This window comes from Legionella clemsonensis (genome assembly GCF_002240035.1).
Classification (GTDB): Bacteria; Pseudomonadota; Gammaproteobacteria; order Legionellales; family Legionellaceae; genus Tatlockia; species Tatlockia clemsonensis.
Window position 1 is genome coordinate 787,674 of the sequence record NZ_CP016397.1, and the last position, 23,905, is coordinate 811,578.

Genomic DNA, 23,905 nt, shown 5'->3' on the forward strand with positions numbered 1-23,905 from the left:
GTAAGACATGGTAGACGACGATAAGAATGAATATAATGATGAATATCAATTTTCTGATTTGGATGTAATCAGTCCTGATGCTAATGAAGAAGAAACCACCTCAAGTACTGTCGTAAAACAAGAATCTGGTGCTAACATCAGACGTAATGCTTTGATTGCAGTAATTATTATAGTTATTGCCATGCTGGCTTACAAATTTTTAGGTCCTCTTTTTACGAAAAAACCTCAATCTGCCGATACAGTACCCCCACTGACAACTACATCCACACCTCAACCCGTAACGCCACCGCCATCCCAGGTGCAGACTGTTACGCCGACAGAGCCGACTCCACCCGTAGAAACAACTCCTCCAGTAACTCAGCCTGTTTCTACTGTTGATAATTCTGAAATTACTCAACGATTATCAGCACTGGAAGTCAGTCAGCAGAATCTTCGTTCCGAAATGGATTCATTGAATAGCCAATTGGCAACTATTAATACCAATATTAATACTCTCACTACAAAGATAGCTCAGTTAAACCAGACTCTGACTGTTATTGTGAGCCGGGTGGAAGAACAATCAAAAGAGATCTCTGTTTTAACAGTACGTACGAAGCCAAAACCTGTTCGCAAAGTGGTAATAAAAGCACCGCCGCCACCTTCTTATTTTATTCAAGCTATAATACCTGGAAGAGCTTGGTTAATTGCGCAAAATGGGTCTACAATTACCGTTAGAGAAGGAACGCAAGTAGCTGGTTATGGTGTAATTAAGCTGATTGATTCCAGACAGGGAAGGGTACTCACAAGTTCTGGTAGAGTGATAAGGTTTAGTCAGCAAGATAGTTGAGGCAATTCTCTATGTCTACTGGAAATAATACTGGTAGTTCTATTATCAATTGGCTAAATAATCAAGCCGATATATTGAATAATATTGCCAATAATTTAATCCCGGTTGAACGTTTGGTTACGGGTGCGGCTTATTTGCTAGGCTTGGCATTCGCATTTAAAGCAATATATAGTTTAAAGGTGTATGGTGAAGCTAGAACAATGATGTCTAGCAATACGAGTATAAAAGAACCCTTAATGTATTTGTTGGTTGCCGGCATGCTGATTTATTTTCCGACAGGTTTGGCAATTTTATTACAAACTTCCTTTGGCTCGTCCAGTATTTTGCAATACGCTCCTGTAAACAGTAACAATCAAGCAATAACAGCAGTATTTGGTACTGGTAGTGTGATAGGTAGGCCAATAGCAATTATTATTCAGGTTATTGGCGTGATAGCTTTTGTTAGAGGATGGGTTCTTATCGCCCGTTCCGCGTCTCAAGGACAACCACCAGGCGGAACTGGAAAAGGACTAATTCATGTTTTTGGTGGTATGCTGGCAATGAACATTGTAGCGACGCTACAAATCATTAATAATACAATTTATGGTACGAGTTAATAGTTTTTACAGAGGAGAAATTAAGTGAGAAAACCATTAAATTTAAAGAGCAATTTAACACAACTGCTTCTATTTACTGCCTGTGTCAGCTTGATGGTGCTGGTGGGAGGGGAGGCAGTTGCGGGTCAAAAAACTTTGGGGAATATGGCATCCAGTATTACAGGTTCTTTCACTAGTGTTGCTAAGCTGATTACTGCGGGTTCCTATTTGGCTGGGCTTGGTTTCTCCATTGGTGCAATTATGAAATTTAAACAGCACAAGGATAACCCTACACAAATTCCAATTGGTACTCCTATTGCGCTGGTTTTTATTGCCGCGGCTTTGTTATTCCTCCCATCTATTCTGGGTGTTACTGGGCAAACGATGTTTGGTGAAGCCGGTTCTGTGGCTGGTCCTACAGGAACAATTTTCACAGGCTCTGGCGGTTAATATCTATGGAAAAATCAGGAAGCCAATTTATTGACTTCCTGATTTTTTATTACCTTTAATAGTGTGAGTGTTAAATGGCGGGTACCCGGGAACGTTCCAATTTAAAACTTGTAGCAAGTGCTGGTTCTTGGCGTCTTTATTCAGCCAGGAAAGCCGATGAGCGTTTTAAGGCTTATGAATTAAAAGTATTTCAACGGGATCGTTATACTTGTCAATTTTGCGGTTTTCAAGCAAAGCTGTTTCAAGAGGTCGTGAATCTTGATCATGATTTTACCAATAATCGTTTATCCAATCTGGTTACCGCTTGTTGCTTTTGTGCGCAATGTTTTTTTATTGAATCTGTAGGGGTAGGTGGATATGGGGGGGGACTCTTATTTATCTCCCTGAACTTAGCCAGCCTGAACTGAATAGTTTATGTCATGTGTTATTTTGTGCTATCACCAATGATACCGGTTATAAGAGTAGTGCGCAAAATATCTATCGGAGTTTTAAATTTCGCTCGCAAATTGTTGAAGAAAAGTTTGGTGAAGGTACGAGTGACCCAGCAATTTTTGGTCAGCTCATTATTGACTCAGGAGTAACACCGGAAGTGGCAGACAATTTATTTAAAAATATTCGATTACTACCATCGCGAGCCAAATTCCGCAAGCAAATTGAGCGATGGGCAGCGAGTGCTCTGGAAGAAATTACAGAAAGTAAATAATTTCAATTTTATAAAGATTTTTAATTCTCAATGAGAATATAAGTTTAATAGGAAATGACATGGGGAAATGGGCAGAATCATTTTTTGAGGGTGTTGATACCTTTTTTTCCTGGTTAAGTACCTCATTAAAACAAACAACAGAGTCTTATTGTGATTTGGAGACAGCTGATAGCCCTACTGTTTTAGTCAATCACGATGGTAGCCTGCTGTCAATTTTAAAAATTGAAGGGATTACAGCGCTTGCCGGAGCTGAAGAATTTGAACGTTTGGTAGAAGGTTTAAGCAATGCATTTCAGGCTGCTATGGGTCGTCCAGGTCATGCCCTGCAAGTTTATTTTAGTCATGATAAACAAAACATACGAAAAGTTATTCAAGATATTTATGAACCGGCTGAGGCTACTGCCAAGCGATTAGAATTAAACCTGGATGATTTATTTACTGAACGGGTAAATTTTTTAGCCCAGTACTGTGCTGAAGAGCGTGTCTATTTTGCTTTATATACTCGCCCCTATAATCTGGCACAAGAACAGCTGAAAGCCGCGAACAAAGCAAAGTTGAAGATGCTTAAGGACATGAAAGCACCTCCATTTAAAAATACCCAGACAGTTTACGCCGCCATACCAGAGTTGCGGGATACTCATGAAGCTTATGTTCGCGCAATTATCAATGACTTGGATTCGTTGAATATCTTTGCTCGACTAATGGAAGTGCATGATGCAGTTCACGCTATCCGTATGACCGCTGATCCTGATTTTACCGCTGATGACTGGAAGGCAACTTTACCTGGTGATACCATCATGCCCCGGGAGATTAATGGGTTCAATGGTGATCCTTCTGATTTATTATGGCCTTCTTTGGCAAAGCAAGTTATTCCTCGTGATGCTGAGAATCTTGATTTTAGAACAGTTAAAGTTGGGAATAAATTATACTCTTCTGTTTTTATCGATCTTTTTCCCAAAGACATTCGTCCCTTTATTAATTTGTTTGCACGTATTTTGCCTGCGCATATTCCCTGGCGAATTGCGTTTCTAATAGAAAGTGAAGGTTTAAATACACTTAAACTTAAGGGGTTACTTGCGGCAATTTTGAGTTTTTCTTCCGCCCAAAATCGTTTAATTAGCGACTCTGTCAATTTATTAAAATACCTTCAACTGAACACAGATGACACAATTGTTCGTTTGCGTGTAGTGGCCACCACTTGGGCGCCGGAAGATCAACTACCGCTGTTAAGACGACGTAGCTCTGAATTAGTTAAAGCAATTCAGGGATGGGGGTCAACCGATGTCTCAGAAATTTGCGGTGATCCTTTTGCAGGTTTTGTATCCAGTATGTTGGCAACCACCTTAAACAGTGCGGCAGTTCCTTCGGTTGCACCGCTATCTCATGTAATCACAATGTTGCCTATTACCAGACCTGCTTCTCCATGGGAAACGGGGGCATTGTTGTTTCGTACGCCTGATGGCAAACCTTGGCCATTTCAGCCTGGTTCTACTCAACAAACCACTTGGATTGATTTAGTTTATGCTCGACCAGGTTCGGGTAAATCGGTATTGTCGAATGCATTAAATTTGGCACTTTGTTTGTCTGGAGGATTAACTCGCTTACCTCGTATTGCTATTATTGATATTGGTCCATCAAGTAGTGGATTAATTTCATTATTGAAAGAGGCGCTTCCTGCTTCTAAACGTCACCTTGTTGCTTATCATCGCCTGCGAATGACTCCTGAGTATTCCATTAATCCTTTTGATACTCAGTTGGGCTGTCGTTATCCCACGGCCTTGGAGCGTTCTTTTTTAGTTAATTTTTTAACCTTGTTAACAACACCACTGGGCGCTACGAGACCTTACGATGGTATGGCCGACTTGGCTGGTATGATTGTTGATGAACTCTACAAGAGCCTTGCCGATGAATTCAATCCCACCCCCTATGCACAAGGTGTCGAAGAGTTTATTGACAGTATTCTTGAAGAAATTGGCTTTGTAAAAGATTCAAAATCGACCTGGTGGGAGGTCACCGATGCGCTTTATTCGGCGGGTTTTGTACATGAAGCAATGCTAGCACAGCGTTACGCAATGCCTTTGTTGGCCGATGCTGCTTCCATTTGTCGCACGCCCTCTATTGAGGATTTATATGAAAAAGTCACAGCACCTACAGGAGAGTCTCTTATCAATGCTTTTTCCCGCATGATTTCTGGTGCAGTACGTGAATACCCTATTTTGTCCCGGGTCACCAGTTTTGACATTGGTGATGCCCGTGTTGTGTCTCTTGATCTTGATGAAGTGGCCAAAAGCGGGGGTGATGCAGCGGATAGACAAACTGCTGTAATGTATATGCTTGCCCGCTATGTGTTGGCACGACATTACTATTTAACGGAAGAAAGTTTGAATAATATTCCCGAACAATATCAGGAGTATCACAAGCAGAGAGTTTTAGAGATTCGAGAAGATCCAAAGCGCATCGTGTATGATGAATTCCACCGCACTTCCAAATCAGCTGCTGTTCGTGATCAGGTGATTATTGATATGCGAGAAGGCCGTAAGTGGAAAGTACAAATTGCATTGCTGTCTCAATCGGTCGAAGACTTTGATCCGATTATGATTGACTTTAGTACAGCAATTTATGTAATGGATGCGGGGCCTTCTCAGGCTATAGAAAAAACCAGTCAGATCTTTGGCTTATCAAATACAGCAAAAACTGCCTTGCGTACGCGTGTGCATGGACCTCGTCAGGGTGGGGCAACCTTTTTGGTTCAATATGCCACCAAAAGTGGTGTTAACGTGCAATTGTTAACACTGACTTTAGGCCCTGTTGAATTGTGGGCATTTAGTACGACGGCCGAAGATGCCAGTGTTCGAAATCAACTTTATCGTCATTTGGGTCCGGCAGAAGCAAGACGTTTATTAGCGGCGTTATTTCCTAATGGTTCTGTGGCCAGGGAAATTGAAGTGCGTTTGGCTTCAATGAGAGAAGAAACAGGCCTTATTGAAGAGGATGCCAAGGCCAGTGTTATCGAGCAATTAGTCCGTGACATTCTTGATGCTTATGCCAAAGATCCGAACGTAAAAATGTTACCAAAAACTCATTAGGGTAATGTAATCAGCGCCCCTGGAGATTAACTCTGCTTTACATCCCTGCAACTTGTGCCAGTGCGTTGCAGATTTTTCCCCATTGTGAGTTAACTGTGCTTTGTGTCTGAGCGATCCTCACAAATTTTATACATCCCTACGTACCGCGCTTTATACTTCAATCAGCCAAGTTTTCTGGTCATTTAAAAGGAAAGTATAAAAGATTAGCATGGAACCGCTCGTGCTGAGGAGATGCGCTAGCATCGTCTCGAAGCTTGCATCAGGAGCAAGTCATGATGGAGAGAGCATGTTTTGAGTTTATATTTTTCAGTGCCAACCCTTATTATTTCTTTCAAATTTAATGAAATTTTATGCAAATTGTCTCATAATAAGACAGATGTACACATAAAATTCAAATTGCGCTATTGCATGATTAGGTTGTTAATATTTACTTCAGCTAAAGAACTTATAATGGATATAAATCGTGATGTGGGGAAACTCAAATGAGCGGATCAATATTTGCAGAAATGACAAAACTGAAAGCTAAACTTAAAGAGATAAATAATGGTCAAGAAATTAATCCTAACCCTAAAAATTTCTCTGGGCTAAGTTTGTCCGAAAAAACGTTTGTCCATCCTTCTCTTTTACCCCCTGCGCTTACTGAGGAAGTTTCAGGAGAATCTGTTGCTACGCCAGAAGAGATGGAAGACTATTCTAAAAGAGCTATGGAAGCGGTATGGTACATCGCTTCTTTTGATGAAGATTCTATAAAAAATTATGCCTCCATTTTTTTTAATAGAGATAATATTTGGGCAGCCTTTAATTTCCTTGATAATGACAATGTGCCAAAAATTGTCGATGAACGAACCTATCAAGTTGGAAAAGCCCTTCTTGAATTTTTAAATAAAGTGACCAGTGACGAAATCATCAACAATCTTCGAGAAGAAATTTCAATACCTCCTTTTGGCCCCCAAATAATAATACGTCAGCAAGCTCTAGCTTTTATGAACCCTAAAAAAGAGGCTTTGCGTAAAAAATTGGCTATTTATGAAGCCCATACTCCAAATAAAATTGCTGAAAAAGAGGCGTTACTCGCAATAAGAGAGACTAGACTAAAGCGATATAATGAAATCACCTCTACTTTTGGGAGTGTCCTGGAGGAAGTAACTTATTTGTCCAGTCAAATAGGAGCAAGTTTAGAAGAGGCTGGTATTGAGCCTGAGAAATTAAAAAAACTCCAGAAAGAGATTCAACAACAATTAGAAAAGCTCACAAAGGCTTATGAAAAATTTGATGAAGACATTGAACAATGGGATAACGAAAATCATGGCGAGTTCGATATTAATGGAGTTTCTGGCCGCTTACCTCAGTCAATAGAATTATCGAACTTTCTATATTTTAAATATAATTATAATTCAAAAGAAGCCGCCGTTTCTGCTGAGCGTGTTTTAGATGAATGGAAAAGACTGTTTAATTCTTCTAGCAGCCTGTTTCATTATGAGATTTTAGGTAAATTAGAAAACAGTTACGAACGAAAAGAGAATCTTCTTATTCTTAAGGAAGGGAAAATTGCTAGTTTAAAGATTTTACAGGAAGAAGTTGCGCAGCAGTTGCAAATCGCTGAAGACATCGCGCCTTTGGTGAAGGAACTTAGCGAGCGTGTTAATGAGGCCCTTTATGGCAAGGCACCTGATGTGTCTCAACCAAAAAATTCACAAGACTGTGCTAAAGAAATTGTCCAATTGCAAACTTATTTGGCAACATTTCAGCAAAAAACTGCACTTACTTACGATAGCTTTGCCACCTATCCTTTTCCAGAAGAAAAGAATGACCCCCTCTATGAAAAAGCTTATAAAAAGGCAATAGAAGAAGCGAAAGGTCAATTATTAGAAGGAAAAGAAGAAAAAATAAAAGAAATAAAAGACATGATTGCAGTTTTACAAAAGCAGCAACGAGAATTTGAGCATGAGGAGGCCAAGCAGTCTGCAGAAAAGAGAAACGAACTTCTGTCTGAACTTATACAACGAGTAGACTCCCTGCGTGAGCAAAAATATAGTATTCAAGTGCAAGAGACTGATGCTCATCGTGATGCTGAAGAATTTTTTACTAGGCAATATCAACCTGCTGTTGAAACAATTCATAAGAAGACTCAGGCGCTGCTGGTAGGGCTTACGGCAGATGATAATGAGCGACAAAGCATGGTTAGAGAAGATTACCCTCTCATGTTAAAACAGGAAGAGGCAAAGCGCAGAGAATTTCTGCAAATCGCGCAAGAAGCGTTGCAATCTTATGAAAAGCTGCTTCAAGAATCTACCGGCATTTACATTCCAACAGACAAGATTCCTAGAGAGGAATTAAAAAAATATCTGGAAGTAACTAAGGCGACACGGATAGAGGGCATCATAGATGAGATCTATGATGAACAGGAAAAAGCGAAGGCTAGTGTTGTAACTAATATTACTAATTACTGGAATCACTATACTTCTTGGATGGGACCTAGCAATTTCGATATGGATTTTAATTTACTACAGGATGCGATTGCTGACAAACTTAAACAAATTTCAGCGGAATTATCCGTTGAAGTTACTGCTGAACCGGGGGAGCCCTCTCAATCCTCAAATTTAGCTGGAAATAATTTATATACTCTGCAACGGAAAAGTAATGAAAGTACGCGCTTGGTTAATATTAACCAATTAAAAGTAGAGGAAGCAGAGTGGGACAAGAAGAAAAAAAACGTTGAACAAAAAGCAGCAGAAGCGACTCTTCACCGTCAATTAGCAATTGCTCAATATAATCAGGCTGTGCTCGAAGCAGCTATATTCAGGCTTGATAGCAGATTATTTGAAATTAAGGAAAAGGCTAATACCACCTTGGCTGATATTACTTTAGCAATGACTCAAAAGACTGGTGATGAGGCATTGGAGTATTTTACTGAGATAAAAGGAAGCCTTGATGAGCTTGATGTTGAGAGCCTGCTTACCGTTTCCAGTATTGAAGAGGGTAACGGTAGGGCTTTAAAACTATCAATTAAAGAACAGTTAAAAGACCTTGAAAAACTTTGGGGTACAGAGATAAACGAATTATCAGGTCAGATTGAAAGCTTACCCAAGGCTATACAAACCTTAAAGGAGGAAGCGGCAGCCCATTTCGTTACTCTCCAACAACAAACAGTTAAATTAGAACCTACAGAACAAAGACTAACTGAAGCTGTCAAGACAAAAAAAGGAATTATTTTCTCACTAAAAGAAATGGCAATTCAGCAATCAGAAATTGCTAAGCTGCTTGATAGAAGCAAAGAAATGCAATTAGCTAATAACGAAGCTAAGATAGGGCTAATTGCGGACATTAGCAACAGCGAAGCCAGCCGACAAAAACTACTAGAAGAGTTGGGTCTTCAGGAGAATGCTGCGATTAAAGAAAAATTGGCAGTGACGAAAGAAATGATTAAAGAGTTGGATAAGGCTAAAGTTGATTTACAGCTTGACCTTTTAAACAAGATCACTGCCAAATTTGCTGAATTCACAACAAAAAATTTTACAGCAATGAACCTTCCTGAAGAGCATTTCTTTGAACAAGAATTGGAAAATTTCAAGAAAGAGATTAAAAATGCACTGGATGTTTGTAATAACAGTGATAATGCTCAGGTCAAAGAAAAGTTTTCTGCAGTCGAAAAAATTAAAGAAGCCATTCCTGTGGTTATTCCTACGTTTGAAAAAATAGAAGAATTCTCTGAAAAATATGCTGAGTTAATTAAAAAAGCAGAAAATATTCCTCCAAAACGCTTAAGACCTGGACTTGAATTAATTAAAGCGGCTGATAAGTTAGAGGCTGAGTCAATGCCTGCCCTTGAGAAAGCTAAAGCGTTGTCTTTATCACCAGAAAAAGTGGCAGCCATTTTAAAAGCACAACAAACACTACGTGATTTAAAAGAAGAATACACCAAACGCTATACGGAAAATCCTTCACTGTTAATTCAAGAAGTCTATGACGAATATCATGCCTTGAATGTGCTAAGGAAAGAATCAGAAAAATCAGAGTTTCAATTTTATGAAAAAAGCAAAAAAGGACTTTATGATCAAATCATCGCTTTGAAGAATAGTGAACTTCTTGCTGTATTTAATTCGCGTAATCATGGGGAAAGTGAACAATTAAATTCTATTTACAATTATCAAGCTGAACTTAAAGCGTTTACCTTTCAGCAGGCACCACAATCGCATGCTGCAGCTTTATTTTTTAATAAACCTACGGTGAGACTAATAGAGGATCAACAAGAGGCAGCAGAAAAATTCTCCAATGCCAGAGCGTATTTGGAAACGAAGTATTTTGGAGACAATACCAGTGAGTCGAAGTTGGGAGGGGCTTTCGGTACCTATTTGCAGCAAAGAGCTGAACAGTTCTGGTTTAGAGATCTAATGAGTTCTTTTCTTGCCTTCGGCTTAAGTTGTTTTGGTTGGAAAACGGAAGTGAAGCTAAGAGAAGATTATTTACTTAAATTAAAAGATGCTTTTCAAAAATACAAAGAAGATCCCGAAAATTATCACGATTTGCTAAAAATTGTTGGCGAAGGACAACAATTTAAACCAAGAAGCGAGTCCGGTGAAAAAGGGTATGAAAAAACGCTACAATCTTACCTGGCGGACTTTAAGAGAGAGGTACGGATAATTCACGATCAAAACGTTGAGGACAAACCAGTTGAGAGCTCTCAATTAGGCCAGGTAAAGCTGTAGGAAAATTGTTACTATACTGTTTAAATACCGCAGTGGAGAGTAACCCATGGTTGGGAAGGATGATCAAAGGCCTGATCCCGATGCTTTACTGGCTCAAGTTCAAAGTCAGGAGAAACAAGCTTCTCAGGGAAAATTAAGAATTTATTTCGGAGCTTCAGCGGGAGTGGGAAAAACCTATGCCATGCTTGTTGAGGCCAGGAAGCTAAAAAAAGAAGGCTGCGAGGTGGTTGTTGGTCTTGTAGAAACACATGGACGTCAGGAAACGCAAGCCTTATTATCCGGTTTACCTGTCCTGCCACGTAAGACTATTGTTTATCGTGGCAGGACTCTCTATGAGTTTGACATTGATGCAGCGCTTGCCAGACACCCGCAATTAATTCTTGTTGATGAGCTTGCCCATTCTAACCTGCCAGGTATGCGCCACCCCAAGCGCTGGCAAGATATAGAAGAATTACTCGAAGCGGGTATTGATGTATTTACCACTCTCAATGTGCAACATTTGGAAAGTTTAAATGATACCATCGGGGGTATTACTAATGTGCACATTGCTGAGACTGTTCCCGATACTATCTTTAATAAAGCTGACGAAGTGGTCATGGTGGATATCACGGCTGATGATTTACTGCTGCGCTTAAAAGCAGGCAAAGTTTATCAGGGTCCGCAAGGTGAACTGGCTGCCAAAAATTTTTTTCGCAAAGGAAATTTAATTGCTCTTCGCGAACTTGCATTGAGACGAATCGCAGAGCGTCTTGAAGAAGATGTGCAGGCTTACCGTGTTGAACAATCGATTGATAAGGTTTGGAAGACTGATACAGCCTTATTAGCATGTATCTGTGAACGGCCTGGTGCTGAATATGTGGTACGTAGTACTGCAAGATTAGCAAACCAGTTAAATGCCGAATGGCATGCCATTTATGTGGAGACACCGGAAATGATGCGCCGGCCATTCTCAAAGAAGCAATACGCCTTAAATGCACTAAAGATGGCTGAGGAATTGGGCGCTACGACATCCATATTAACGGGTGAAGATGTCGCGTTGGCCATTATTCATTATGCTCGCAATCAGAATTTTTCAAAAATTGTGTTAGGAAGAAGACGACGATCTATCCGTTTTTGGCACAGCTCCTTACTGTCACGTCTTTCAGCTTACGCCCCTGATTTTGATATTTTAGTCATTGGCAATTTGGAAAAAAAAGATAGAGAGATTCGCGAAAAAGATATTGAATTGCCTCTAAAAGAAAAAAAAGGATATGCGCGTTATTTGATAGCAGTAGGAGCCAGTTTTTTTACTATTCTAATCACCAAAATTTTAGAGTTTCATCTCAATCTGATTAATATAGGATTGCTGTTTTTATTAACCGCCTTACTAGTTGCTATTCGTTTTGGACGCGGACCTGCACTTGTTGCTGCTTTAACTGCCATTGGCGCCTTGAATTTCTTTTTTATAGAGCCGCGATTTTCCTTTTTGATAGTGGATTGGCAGCATGGTCTCATGTTGGGTTTAATATTACTCATTGCTTTGATTACGGGACATTTAACTGCGAATTTACGTTATCAACTATTCATGAAAGGACAGCGAGAGTCGCGAACCCATGTACTATATAAATTTGCCTATGAATTGGCGGGTGCCTTGTTAGTTGAGTCTATTTTGGAAACTACTAGGATGTATGTTCAACATGCATTTAGCGCACGTGCCTGGCTACTTTTGCCAGACGAGAATGGTCACTTGCAACCGCCGTTGAAAACAGAACCTGTTACTGAAGCGATGCAAGGTTTGGATATGGGGATTGCGCAGTGGGCATTTGATCATAAAGAATCAGCAGGTTTGGGGACAGACACGTTGCCTGGGAACAACTTTTTCTATTTGCCTCTGATAGCTCCTATGCGAACACGAGGTTTACTCGTTATTAAACCCAAAACTTCAGAGTGGTTAAAAAAACCTGAAGAGCGCCAACAACTGGATACTTTTGCAGCTCTGGCGGCAATCGCTCTGGAGCGAGTCCATTTTATTCAAGTAGCCCAGGATGCGCTTGTTCAGATGGAATCTGAACGGATGCGAAATTCGTTGCTGGCGAGTTTGTCTTATGATTTACAAACGCCTCTGGCTTCTATGATCCATTTATCAGAATTACTGATTAGAAAGGACTCCATGCTAACTCCTTTGCAACAAGAATTGCTACATGCATTAAAAAAAGAAATAGTGCACATGGAGTTATTAATTAAAAATTTAATGGAAATGGCGCGCATCAAGAGTGGGGAATTAAAGCTAAATTTGCAGTGGTATCGTTTTGAAGAGATCCTAACGAATGTTAGCCGTGCTTTGCATAGTAAAATAACAACTCATCCTGTAGAAACATTCTCCCAAAACAATCTTCCTTTGGTTTTTGTGGATAAGCTTTTGATAGAGCGTGTGCTTATCACCCTACTGCAGAATGTCTGTAAGTATACGCCAAAAGGAACAGCGATAGTTTTAACCGTGACTACAGAAGGTAATAATTTACAAATTGCTGTGTATAATAAGGATTCTCTTTTTTCTACTGGTCAGGCCAAAGTAATTTGGGAAAAATTAAAACAAAATTTCCGTATTGATCTTGAAATTGCCATTTGTGGAACAATCATAGAGGCGCATGGCGGCAGTATGCAATTAGGGCATTCATCTACAGGAGGAACTTCCTTTGTTTGTTCTATTCCCCTGAAGCCTGCACTTAAATTAGTGCCTAGTGATAAATCAAGTTCTTGATTAATCTTTACACAAGGACTGGAGGTTTGTTATCATGTGCTTATGAAAGCAACCACTCGCTTATTTCATTATATTATTCTTGTAAGTCTGGTTTTATTTTCAATAAAGCCATTACTTCACTATGCGCCTTCTGTAGATTCTCCAGCTACAATACAATACAACGCCGTTAATAAATGCTCAGGAGGAGGCAGCACATCAATAACATCCTGTCCACTGTCAGCAACCTATACTCTTGCTGAATGGGGAATAGAAACTGATTTATATTTTTTTGTATTCGCTGGTTTGCTTTTTTATAGGTATAGACAGTTTAGTTCAGTCCCACCTTATTTCAGATTATTCAAACCTCCCATTTTTAACTGCTAGCATGATGAATGATTAATGAAAGCATATAAGTCCTTCTCTTATAGGCTTATCGGAAGTATGCCGACATTCTGTGCTACTTAAATCATCGTTGTTCTAGCGAAAAGTCACTTAATCTCATCAATTGAATTATTTAACAATTCATTAAAAAAGGATTAACTATGAACAATCTGAAATCTTATATAAGCATTTTGATGCTTATGCTTATTTCGCAGGCTGTCTGGTCTTTTACCCCAGCATTCGAAAGTGCGAACCCATTAACAGTAATGCATTTTATTCAAGCGCATAGTGCTTGGGTCTATTTAAGTGTATTTTTCGGCCTCGGTATCTTATTAGCCTTTACGCCCTGTGTGTTACCCATGGTACCCATTTTATCGGGAATTATTGTGGGACAAAAAGCGTTATCAACTGCAAAAGCTATAAAACTTTCCTTCAGCTATGTTTTAGGTATGGCTATAACCTATGCAGTTGCGGGCATACTGGCTGGCTACATGGGCAGTACCTTACAAACCTGGATGCAAAGACCGATGGTGATTATCACCTTTAGTGCAATTTTTGTATTGATGGCTTTATCCATGTTCGGTCTATTTGAACTGCGTATGCCGCAAAAAATGAATGCGCGTTTAGCCTCATTAGGTCAAAAGAATAATCGTGCCACTGTGGCATCGGTAGTTTGCATGGGAATAATCTCCACCTTGGTTGTTTCTCCTTGTGTAACTGCACCTTTAATAGGGGTATTGACTTATATTGGTCAGAGCGGAGAGGCCTGGATGGGAGGAGTCATTCTTTTTGTTATGGCTTTAGGAATGGGTATCCCTTTAATGGTGGTAGGAGCAGGTCAGGGTGCTTTATTACCGAAAACAGGCCCATGGATGCTAAAAATTAAGCAACTATTTGGCGTTATAATGTTGGCTATGGCAATTTGGATGTTAGGGCGGCTATTGCCTGAGACCTGGGTGAAATTACTTTGGGCTACTTTACTGATGATTACCAGTATCAGCTTAGGAAGTTTACGCACCCAAGTTACTAAATTGGGAAAACTGTTTCAAGGATTGGGAATAGTGATTCTGCTAACAGGTGGCATTATCGCTTATTCAACCATCACAGCCATTTCTGCCCCCCAGGGAGCGAGAGCCATCCATCCGATAAAAGCACCGTTTATTCACGTTAATAATTTGGCAGCACTCCAAAAGCATTTAGCTGAAGCTCAACAGGCGCATAGGGCAGTATTTCTCGAGTTCTATGCATCCTGGTGTAGTGATTGTCAGGAGATGGATTCGAGGGTTTTTAATCAGCCAGAGGTAGCCAAGGCAATGACAGGCTTGATTAATCTTAAGGTGGATATCAGTGATACTGACAATTTTGAAGTGAAGAAAATTAAAAAAGCGTTTGCTATTTATGGCACTCCGACAATGCTGTTTTTCGATACGTATGGTAAATCCTTAGCTGAGCTCAATGCAGTGGGTTTTATTGATAAGCAAGCATTAGTTACGTTGTTGGAACAAGTGCATAAAGCCACGTGAGTTCGCTACAGGGTTTTTGAAGAACCTTTGATTTCGCTGTGCTCCCTTAAGCCTACTTGGAGATAGGCTTAAGGGAGCACAGCGCAGTTAAGACATTTCAGGTTACTTCTTTGTTCAAGAAAAATCCGGTCAAAATTCCAGGGCTGAAAGGATTAATTTGATTTTGGGTTTTCAACAAGTACCTGCCAGAGTTGCCATTCACTTCAAATAAAATTTGTAAACTTGCACTGTCTTCACTATCCACTAACACATTAACTTTCTGCAGCATTTTAAAGAAGGCCCATGGCCCGACTTCTTCTAGCTCATAGTGATTGCCTTCGATAGAATCCAGGCTTAATTTAGCATCATTTTGTGGCCAGTTGAATTGGGTAAAGGAGTCACTGTTCTGATTGTCAGTGAGAGTAGTTTTGCCGATGGTTAATTGAAGGTTGGCTACGACAGGATCCAGATTAATTTTTTGTAAACTAAATGCAATTTTACTAATGTCATTATCCGGTAAAAAGAACATGTTGGTAATTACATTGGCACGGATGAGCTCATTCGTAATATCGCTTGAAATAGGCATGACATAACCATTAACTTCTTTAGGTTGCCATTGAGGAGAGGAGGTATCCAGGAATGGCTTTAAGTAATTACTGACAAAGTTATTTAAGGTGCCATGTGGTGAGAAGAAGTGATTAAAATCAATCAGCGATACTTCCTCTGTTCGCGACGGATCCAGTGGATAGCGATTTGCAATGGTGAGCTGATACTCACTATAAACTTGCTGCTCCCATAAGCGATTCAGATAGGTTTTACTTTCGCTGATAAAAATAAACCAGGTATCGTCAGCGATCTGTTTTGTCCATGTAGCAATAGGTTCTGGTAATTGTCTTGTTTTATTATATAAATTACTTAATGGATCAGCAGAAGTACTACCTTGAAAACGATTTTTGGTTAATTCAAAGGTGGTCCGTCCCTGATCATTAACCAGAGACAAAGTAGTCAGAAATTTTTCCAATTCATTAATGCTTAGCGTTAAATCATTAATTGTGGAATCACTCATTAAATTTAAGTTTGTAAATTCATTGGCAATCTTTTGATTAAACAATACAGCATTCTCATTGGCATCTGGTGCAGTTTGTTGCTGAATCAGTTTAATTAATTTAGCCAAAGCATTGTTTTGATACAGCGTCTGCGTGAGCTGTCTTGCTTGCTGGTAATCCTGGTAATGCAAGGGTCTCGTACGACGAATAAAATTTTGCCACCAGGTGACGTATTCAAAGCAATAAGCCTGTTCAAGCTGAGCAGGCAGGTTAGCCAAATCCTGACGAGCCAGTACCCAGTTTTCGCGTTGTAGTTGTGCAGAAATTTTAGGTAAGGCCGCTATAATTTCCAGAAATCCAGTTTTCGTATAAAAATAAGGTAATGTTTTACTTGCCAGATCAAATCCCTCGACAGCAATAGGGTAGCTGGCGGTAGGGAAACTATTTTTTGCCAGGGTATAGTACAAATAAGTAGCAGGTAAGGCGTTAAGATAATTACGCACATCGCTAACTAACTGTTTATTAATAGCAACTGGCTGTATCGGCCGTCTTAGAGCATGTTGTAATAAAGTTAGCTTTTTATGCAATCCACTTTGCTGATGAGTGGTTTTCCAATAATCACTAAACCATTTAGTTATCTCTGCTTCTACAGAATGCTCTGGTTCTCCCAACATCAAATATATTTTGAGTGCCTGATAACGTGCCGTTTGTGTTTGTGCAGGATCCAGCATAATACGTTCAATACCTGCCAAAAGCTCGGGGAGAAAATCATCATGCAGACGATGTTTGGTATTCCTGTGAAGTTGATTTTTTAGTTGCTCAATCGCCGAAACAGACAATAGGTTACTTGGTATCTGCTGTAACTTGGCCGCTGCCAATGATAAATGGTAGAGAGCCGATGTTTTATCATTAGCTTGTCCTAAAAAAGTCTCATAAGTAATAAGTTCCTTGCTGGCTTCATCCAGGAGGCGAGATGTTTTGAAATGTTGTTGCACTACCCAGATTAATGACAAACTGACAATACTTGTGGCAAGACCGATTAGGCATTTCTGTGTGGTATTTAATTGAGCCGTATAGCGCTTTGTTTGTTCCTGGAATGCCCTTATCGCTCCCTCGATAAAATAAGCACGGTAATTGTTTGATTGCGGATACTTATCCTGGATAGTCAATGCATATTCATGCTGAATTTTTTTATTTAATTTATCAATGCTTAAACCCCCTTGTTCTGCACTGGTAAAATAAATAGCTTGTAGGCGAAGAAGTTGCAGTGGTAAATTTTGTATCAAGGATTGCACCGGTATTCGCAAGCTGGCCAATTGTAATGGAAATTCGCGAATCAAGGTTCTCTTTACGCTTGAACGAGCAGGATGTAACTTGTTAATGATTTGATGACCCAGCACTTCAATCATTTGCTCAAATTGATGGCGATAATGATCAAGTAAACCTTTTCGATGGTTGACATAACTTAATGAGAAGCCAAGGGGTTTAATCAGATCATTAACATGATCAGTTTGAAAAAAATCACAAAATCCTGCCAAAGCATCAAGTTTGGTTAGAATAATTGATGCATCAACAGTATACCCCAACCCATGAGCAAATCGTTCCAACAGTTGTGTGTGGGTTTTACAATGTTCTAAAAGTTGTACGGGTTCAGTAAGTAACAACTCATTGCTGTCTATGCATAAAACAATTCCCGTGACTTTAACGCTACTATGACAGCGATTTAACTGTTTCAAAGTATAGGCCAGCAAATTTTCACTTTGATTAAGCCATGATTCACCCAGTTCAAGAATCACCCCATGCTGATTGTAAAAGAAATTTGCACTATTCTCTGTTTCGACAGGATAATGCATTAAATTACTTTGGCGTAATAGAGTGGTTTTACCTTGGTTAATTTTCCCTGTGAGGATTAGAAAGGAAATGGCATTATTTTGCGGTTTTAGAAAACCGAGAATTTTTTTGAGTGCATTACAAAGTTCGGTTAACGATTTATCCATTAGTCATCCAGTTTAGCCGCCACGGTATGTCCAAACTGGACAAATTTAGCTTGGTTCTCAAGTAAAAAATGACTTATTAAATAGCCGCCAATCAAAACACCCAAGGCAAGAATAGTGCTAATTATCAGTGGCTTATAGTTCTTGGAAAAATTAACCACGTGTTTTTGCTCTTTAAACAAATGATGTGATTTATTAACACGATATTGTTTGATTAACTGATATAATTCTTCAATTAAATCATCTAGGACCTGCCTTCCATCTGTACGGCCGTGTTGTTCACCTTCAAAACCGGTAATTAAACAGTAGTAAGCCAATTCAATCAGATCCAGATATTGATTAGGTCTTTCCTTGATGTATTTGACAATATCAAAAAAGCGTTGCTGTGGCCCTACATCATCATGAGAAGAAGGCGTGAATGCTTTAAATTCGGCTATTTTTCCATACAGGCGCAAATAATTTTTGCCTAATAATTCATCAATTGTAGCACATAACAAATAGTGAGCGATGGCATCAAATTCTTCCGTATAGGTTTTGCCACTTAAGCGACTATGAAAAGCCCGCAATTCATGATCAATATTTTCACGAATACTATTAATAGGAGGAAGTGTGGGCGTTACATACAAACGTTCGAGAAGTGAAAGCAGAGGACCTGCTGCAGCAACTAGCGGATTGGTGGTAAAAGGCGCAATAAACAATTTAGAGCGATAATAGCCTTGAGGCATTTTTTGGGCGCCAGGTAATGACAGTCGGTTCACAATAGAGGCCGAAAAGCGTTCGGCTGTCATGGCTTCACTCCGAAAAAGGTAATGTACGTTCACTATCACTCAATACTCTGACAAAATCGCTGCAAAATATAAAACTGTTGATGTGATTGTCGAGTTAAGATAATACGTTATCTAAACTTGCTTGACAATTGGTTTCATACAGCTATACAACAATCAATCACCTTTAAATTTCATTTAGTAGCTGGCCAAAATGGCGCTTAATCCATTCTTGACCAATCCATTCAAAGGCATCATTAAGAAAGTCAGCTAGTTCTTCTGGACTGAGTTCATGTTCAGATCCAACAGGTTCAATATTATGGTGAAAATAGTGACCAAAATAATGTTCGCAGAATGCTACATAATCCTCTGTATGCAATATAAATGCATGCCAAATTTTATCCAAGGTCAACAACGGCCCAAATAAATAGGTCGATTTGTTATACGTTTTTCGATAAGCATTTAACCATAGCCAGGCCAGAAGATCAGAAAGCAACTGCTGGCCTTCTTCATGGGAAAATGCGGTATAGTAATGGCAAAAATAACGAACTACTTGCTCATTTTCATAAGCAAGCAGGTCTTGAAGAGGAGGTAATTTCACCGACAACAAGTTTTTTGTAAAGCTTGTTGGGTTAGCTGACGAACGAGACGACAAATTATTTCTTCTTTGGACATAGAGGTCTCCATGGTAAGAATACAGTGTATTTGAACACCCTATTAGGTGGAAATCAATCAAAATTAGCCCAGACAGAGTAAATGCTTACTATGTTGAGCATCACAAACGAACCTACATACCTACTTCGTTATTAAGCCCATATCCTGAATTTCAGGATAATGGGGCTAATAAGTTAGTCGCTATAAAGAGGAGCGGAGAGTATTGTTTTGATTTCTTATTTCTTCCTCAGTTAGTTCGATATATCGATCGAGTATGCTGGCGGATGTGGTTCTACCCCAAGCTCCTTTAAAAATTGAATTGTTTCGATGTTCGCAAAATAAAGGCAACGTTCTGGCTTTTTTTAGAGCAGTGAGTTGCGTTTGAATATCGGGAAGTTCAGTGACTTCAACTCTTAAAGTGTTCAAAGCACGTTTCCTGAATTCTGCTAAGGTATTTCGCCAGGAGGTTGTGTTTTTTATACCAAAGAAACTATCAAAGCGAGGATTTCGGTGCTCATTCAATGCGGTAATTTCTTTAATGGCATTGTAGAGAGAGGAGAACTCATCGATAGAGAGTTGTCTGGCTTTAACTTCATCCAGCAGAATTTTTTGCTTTTCTGTTTTTGATTTTCCTTTCTCAATGGCGGCAATAATGTCAGAAAGTTGGTTCGAGGCTGGTTTTTTCTTACCCATCTCCACATTATCACTCAACGCTGTATCAGTAGAATGGTTTACAGGGGGCATTAGAGAATTAGCCGGAGGCATTATAGTGGGCTCTGGAGCTGTCTCATTAGTTGGTTTAAGAATATTGGTTACCAATCCAGCTTCAGTTACCTTAAAGGGAAGATCAAACATTGCAACAACTTCGGTGAGTTTAAGCCGCTGTTGAGTCTCATCTTGTAACAATTTAGAATCACCAAGCTTAGCTAAAAATTCTTTAGCCAAACCTTTCTCTTGCAGGGTGAAAAGCAGGGAAGCAAAATTATTTTTTTCTTCAGCACTAGCCTTTTGATATAACAGGAACACTCGCTGAAGAATTAAAGTTAACTCATTGACATCAATCACTCCGTAGGATGCAGAGCTCTCTTGTAATTTACTCGCCTGAAGCGCATATAAGTCGTGATAAAGTGTTAACATGGGGATTAGACGAGCGACGATGACTTGCTCATCAGTTGGCTCAACGGGTGCAAATTCAGCGCCCGTCGTTGCAGTCAATAATAATTTTGGACCGTACATGACCATAACAGCAGGTTTATCAGTTTCATAGGTATTTCTGTTAAGAAATTCAATTAACTCGTCCTGTATTGACTTTGGTAGTTTATTAACTGCTGCCTCAATGCTTCTAACAAACAATCGAGTATGTGCATCGTAAATCCCATGCTCAGAGATAGTTTGTTGCTTGGTTTGAACATTAATTGCTGTCTTAAATAAATGGCAACGCAGCATTTGTGCAAGACGTGTTTTAGCAAGAAGTGCAGGCTCTTGAGCGTTTTCCTGAACAGCAATTTCTGGAATAGCCTGCGCTAATTTTTGACGATAACGATGATAGGCTTCACTACTGGCTTTTTCACCCAGTCCTTCTTCTGCTACCTCCAATAAGGTTTCATAAAGCAGATTAATCTTGATGTGGATCTCTGGACTGAAGCCTCCAGTGATACTGGCGTATGAATCTAGAGGTGCTGCACCAAAAATATCATAACAGTGATGGGCAAAGATGAGTTTTGCTTTTTCAGGGTCTTGTTGATAGGCTTTAAAAAATAAATCCAGGCCTTTTTTAACGCCGATAAAAGGGATTTCTCCTTGAACAATTTGTGCGATATTGGTTTCATTACATAGAGAAATTAATTCATCACAAACTGCAAACGTTTCTCTATCTTTTATTTCAGTGGTGGGACCACCCCAAATAAGGAATTCGGTTCGCGAACAGCTTTTTAGCTTTGATCCTGCTATTGCATACACTTCAAGTGCTGCATCGTGATCAACATGTTCTTTTGCCTGGTTGAATTCTTCGTCATCAACCTCTTGTACTTCTCCATTAGATTCTAATTGATAGCATTTATTGTCAATAATGACATAATAAATTCCCTGCTTATTCATCCTGACCGCATTCTTAATCACATCGCCTTTGCCTGCATCATGAATAGCAAGGTGCAACAGAAAGGCTTCCTTGTAGGAAGGTTTTTGGGCACTTAAACTGAGTAAGGCTTTATATTGTTCAGTCATTCCAAAAATACCGCGAGGGAATGGAATAGTCAGATGACCACTAAGCGCTGAAATCGCATATAACATACTGTTTCCGGTGCGCTTAAACTCAACCCCCAGTATGTCTTTTTCTTTGAGCAATTCCCTTACTCTATCTGTATATAAAAACATTTTTCTGCAATCATTTAATAGTGCAGTGGTTAATGGAGAAAATTTTTTCTCAGGAGAAACCTGCTGTAGGGCTTTTTGCAAACTTGCTACTGTTGATTCGGTTAACGCAAATTTCATTTTTTGTATGAATTCAGCTAAATCTTTAATCCATTTTAGTAAGTCATCATTTAACATCGACTTATCGTCTAAATATTCACCCCAGGTGATTAGTGCACCTATAAAATCATGCAGGCCCTTTGCTTGCTGGGTAGTGAATCTGGCGATGGAGCATTCAGCATTTTCTTGACCTAAAAGATATTGGGTATCCTCGCTTAAAAGCTCATCCTGCATGATCAGGGCTAACTGGCTTTGTAATTCTTTAAGGCTTGCCAACGTCCAGAGGCTTTTAATTTCCTTTTCTAAAGCTTCTAATGGTTCAGGCTCACTGTTGGCTGTGTTCTTCAATTCAAAAAGCCGTGCTTTCAATTGCAAAATAGTTTTATAACTTGTTTGTAATGAGACTAGCGCTTTTTTCTTCTCAACCGGCAAGGCCTCTATCGCTAAAAAATGAAGCAGGGAAGTGAAGAAAATATTATCCAGCTCTTTACCGTAAGTAAAAAATTGCTGTTCTGTACCTAATTTAACATCCTTTTCTTGTGCCTCTACCGTAGCGTCAATTAATACCCCCGTGCTACCTACCATACGTAAACTAAGCTGTTGAGCCGGAGTGTTTTCCACGCTGGTAAAAAGCATCTCTTTTTTGAGTTTTGGTAGCCCAAGTTTTTCCCATTGTCCCAGTTCAAGTAAAACTGCCAAAGAACAAACCACATCATGAGGCCAAAATGCATGGTATTTAGAATGTTTTAAAAAGGCTACTATGCCGGACAACAACGATTCGGAATACTGTGCTGCATGAAGCGGGTAAGCACGAGCCATAATTTCTGAAAAGCTCGCTAGCCAGGTTTTCGAATTATATTGGGGTAATGTTCGAGTCGTTTCCGAAACCACATGCAAACCATTTAGTTTCATTATATTGATAATTGCTTGAGGTGCTTTATGCGGGTCAGTAATGCGAGCATTATAGGGGAAACGTGGATTTGCTATTTTTGACTCATATTCTGAATGAGAATAGGATCTGTTATAACCCATCGTTGTCAGGCTAAAATTGTTCTGCTGCTCAGCGGGAATTGTAGTAATAAAATCACTAACCGCATCGAAAGCAGCTATACTAACCAGTGCTGCGCCTTCAGGTACTGTTTTTTGCAGTTTCTCAACCCATGAAGTTGAGTCTCCCAATAAACAAAGTGACTTATCAGCATCTGATTTAGCATAATATTGTTCTACTTCTTCATTAGGATAAAAGGCAAAACTGTCTGTCTCGTGATGATAGAATTTTTGTTTTTCTTCATCAAAAGAGTAATAGGTTGTCTTAGAACCCACAATAATCGTTGGAAAAGCTTCAGGCGGTAAGGTTAATTGTTGTTGAAGTTTGGCAAGCTCCATGGATAGATAAAGTGCTCGTAAACCATATTGTCCCTCAGGATGTTGAACTCCTTTGTTATCACAGGGTATTTCATCGGTAGTTACCAAATGGATAGGAGTTTCCACGGGAATAACGCCCGCTGATTTTGCTTGTAAAATGCTATGCACAGTTGCTAATAAATCATCACCATCTTTGCCTGCATCCGTAAAAAAAACAATGGGCTTCACCTATTTTCTCCTAAATATTTAAAAATAAAAAATGTCCATTTTTACCATATTGAATTTTAAAAATAAACAAAAAGATTTATTATCAGGCAAGAGAGTATCATTTTGAATAAATTTCACACTATCATCTTGCACAAATTACCGTCAATCCTGAGCAAAGCGAAGGATCCCCCGGCAGATAAATCCCGCTCTTTGAACGAAGATCCTTCAAGCGACGGTGTCGCTTTCAGGATGACGTGTTGGAGTCTTTTGTCTATTTACCTCTCGTCATCCAGAATGCGGCAAAGCCGCATGATCTTCTGTAGTAGAACCCTATCCCTTATTGAGGATCCTTCTTTGCTCCCAAAGACGTACGTCATGTCGAACGTAGTGAGACATCTTCTGATACAAAGGAGATCAACTATGTTCGGGATGACGTGCGTCTTTTTTGATGTTGCCTC

At 39.5% G+C, this 23,905-nt stretch carries 11 protein-coding genes and 1 pseudogene; 8 read left to right on the top strand and 4 right to left on the bottom strand.

Going from position 1 to position 23,905, the window contains the following annotated elements:
• Positions 1-7: 7 nt before the first annotated feature.
• From icmG to dsbD, 8 genes and pseudogenes are all read left to right on the top strand, one after another.
• Entirely contained in the window at positions 8-826 is an 819-nt protein-coding gene (icmG, locus tag clem_RS03480; protein WP_094090345.1) for a type IVB secretion system protein IcmG/DotF, read from the top strand.
• 11 nt (positions 827-837) lie between these two features.
• Positions 838-1,422 (top strand): type IV secretion protein IcmC, encoded by a 585-nt coding sequence (locus tag clem_RS03485; protein WP_094090346.1) that lies wholly within the window; start codon positions 838-840, stop codon positions 1,420-1,422.
• Positions 1,423-1,515: 93 nt separating this feature from the next.
• Positions 1,516-1,851: a type IV secretion protein IcmD gene (locus tag clem_RS03490; RefSeq protein ID WP_232505596.1), complete on the top strand. Its 336-nt coding sequence runs from the start codon at positions 1,516-1,518 to the stop codon at positions 1,849-1,851.
• A gap of 74 nt (positions 1,852-1,925) precedes the next feature.
• Positions 1,926-2,554: pseudogene (gene icmJ, locus clem_RS03495) on the top strand (type IVB secretion system protein IcmJDotN).
• Positions 2,555-2,613: 59 nt separating this feature from the next.
• A complete protein-coding gene (locus clem_RS03500; protein WP_094090348.1) occupies positions 2,614-5,640 on the top strand; it encodes a type IV secretion protein IcmB in 3,027 nt (1,008 codons plus the stop codon).
• A gap of 482 nt (positions 5,641-6,122) precedes the next feature.
• A complete protein-coding gene (locus tag clem_RS03505; protein ID WP_094090349.1) occupies positions 6,123-10,346 on the top strand; it encodes a coiled-coil domain-containing protein in 4,224 nt (1,407 codons plus the stop codon).
• A 46-nt stretch (positions 10,347-10,392) separates the two neighbouring features.
• The gene (locus clem_RS03510) at positions 10,393-13,086 is read left to right on the top strand and encodes a DUF4118 domain-containing protein (protein ID WP_094090350.1); all 2,694 of its coding nucleotides are present in this window, start codon (positions 10,393-10,395) and stop codon (positions 13,084-13,086) included.
• 521 nt (positions 13,087-13,607) lie between these two features.
• Positions 13,608-14,969 (top strand): protein-disulfide reductase DsbD, encoded by a 1,362-nt coding sequence (dsbD, locus tag clem_RS03520; protein ID WP_094090352.1) that lies wholly within the window; start codon positions 13,608-13,610, stop codon positions 14,967-14,969.
• Positions 14,970-15,066: 97 nt separating this feature from the next.
• On the opposite strand, the gene icmF is transcribed toward dsbD, so the two are convergent.
• The 4 genes from icmF to clem_RS03540 all read right to left on the bottom strand — a co-directional run bounded on the left by icmF (position 15,067) and on the right by clem_RS03540 (position 23,468).
• A complete protein-coding gene (gene icmF, locus clem_RS03525) occupies positions 15,067-17,991 on the bottom strand; it encodes a type IVB secretion system protein IcmF (RefSeq protein ID WP_094090353.1) in 2,925 nt (974 codons plus the stop codon).
• Entirely contained in the window at positions 17,991-18,776 is a 786-nt protein-coding gene (icmH, locus tag clem_RS03530) for a type IVB secretion system protein IcmH/DotU (protein ID WP_094090354.1), read from the bottom strand. Before icmH ends, icmF begins: the two co-directional genes overlap by 1 nt.
• Before the next feature lie 163 nt (positions 18,777-18,939).
• Positions 18,940-19,353 carry a glycine-rich domain-containing protein gene (locus clem_RS03535; RefSeq protein WP_332460231.1) on the bottom strand — a complete coding sequence of 138 codons (414 nt, stop codon included), beginning with the start codon at positions 19,351-19,353 and terminating at the stop codon, positions 18,940-18,942.
• Between the two features lie 254 nt (positions 19,354-19,607).
• On the bottom strand, positions 19,608-23,468 hold the full coding sequence (locus tag clem_RS03540; protein ID WP_094090355.1) for a hypothetical protein: 3,861 nt from the start codon (positions 23,466-23,468) through the stop codon (positions 19,608-19,610).
• Positions 23,469-23,905: the final 437 nt, after the last annotated feature.

Excerpts from the sequence above, each read along its gene's own strand:
- icmG (WP_094090345.1), top strand. The coding sequence starts at position 8 with ATGGTAGACGACGATAAGAATGAATATAATGATGAATATCAATTTTCT.
- clem_RS03485 (WP_094090346.1), top strand. The coding sequence starts at position 838 with ATGTCTACTGGAAATAATACTGGTAGTTCTATTATCAATTGGCTAAAT.
- clem_RS03490 (WP_232505596.1), top strand. The coding sequence starts at position 1,516 with ATGGTGCTGGTGGGAGGGGAGGCAGTTGCGGGTCAAAAAACTTTGGGG.
- clem_RS03500 (WP_094090348.1), top strand. The coding sequence starts at position 2,614 with ATGGGGAAATGGGCAGAATCATTTTTTGAGGGTGTTGATACCTTTTTT.
- clem_RS03505 (WP_094090349.1), top strand. The coding sequence starts at position 6,123 with ATGAGCGGATCAATATTTGCAGAAATGACAAAACTGAAAGCTAAACTT.
- clem_RS03510 (WP_094090350.1), top strand. The coding sequence starts at position 10,393 with ATGGTTGGGAAGGATGATCAAAGGCCTGATCCCGATGCTTTACTGGCT.
- dsbD (WP_094090352.1), top strand. The coding sequence starts at position 13,608 with ATGAACAATCTGAAATCTTATATAAGCATTTTGATGCTTATGCTTATT.
- icmF (WP_094090353.1), bottom strand. The coding sequence starts at position 17,991 with ATGGATAAATCGTTAACCGAACTTTGTAATGCACTCAAAAAAATTCTC.
- icmH (WP_094090354.1), bottom strand. The coding sequence starts at position 18,776 with ATGACAGCCGAACGCTTTTCGGCCTCTATTGTGAACCGACTGTCATTA.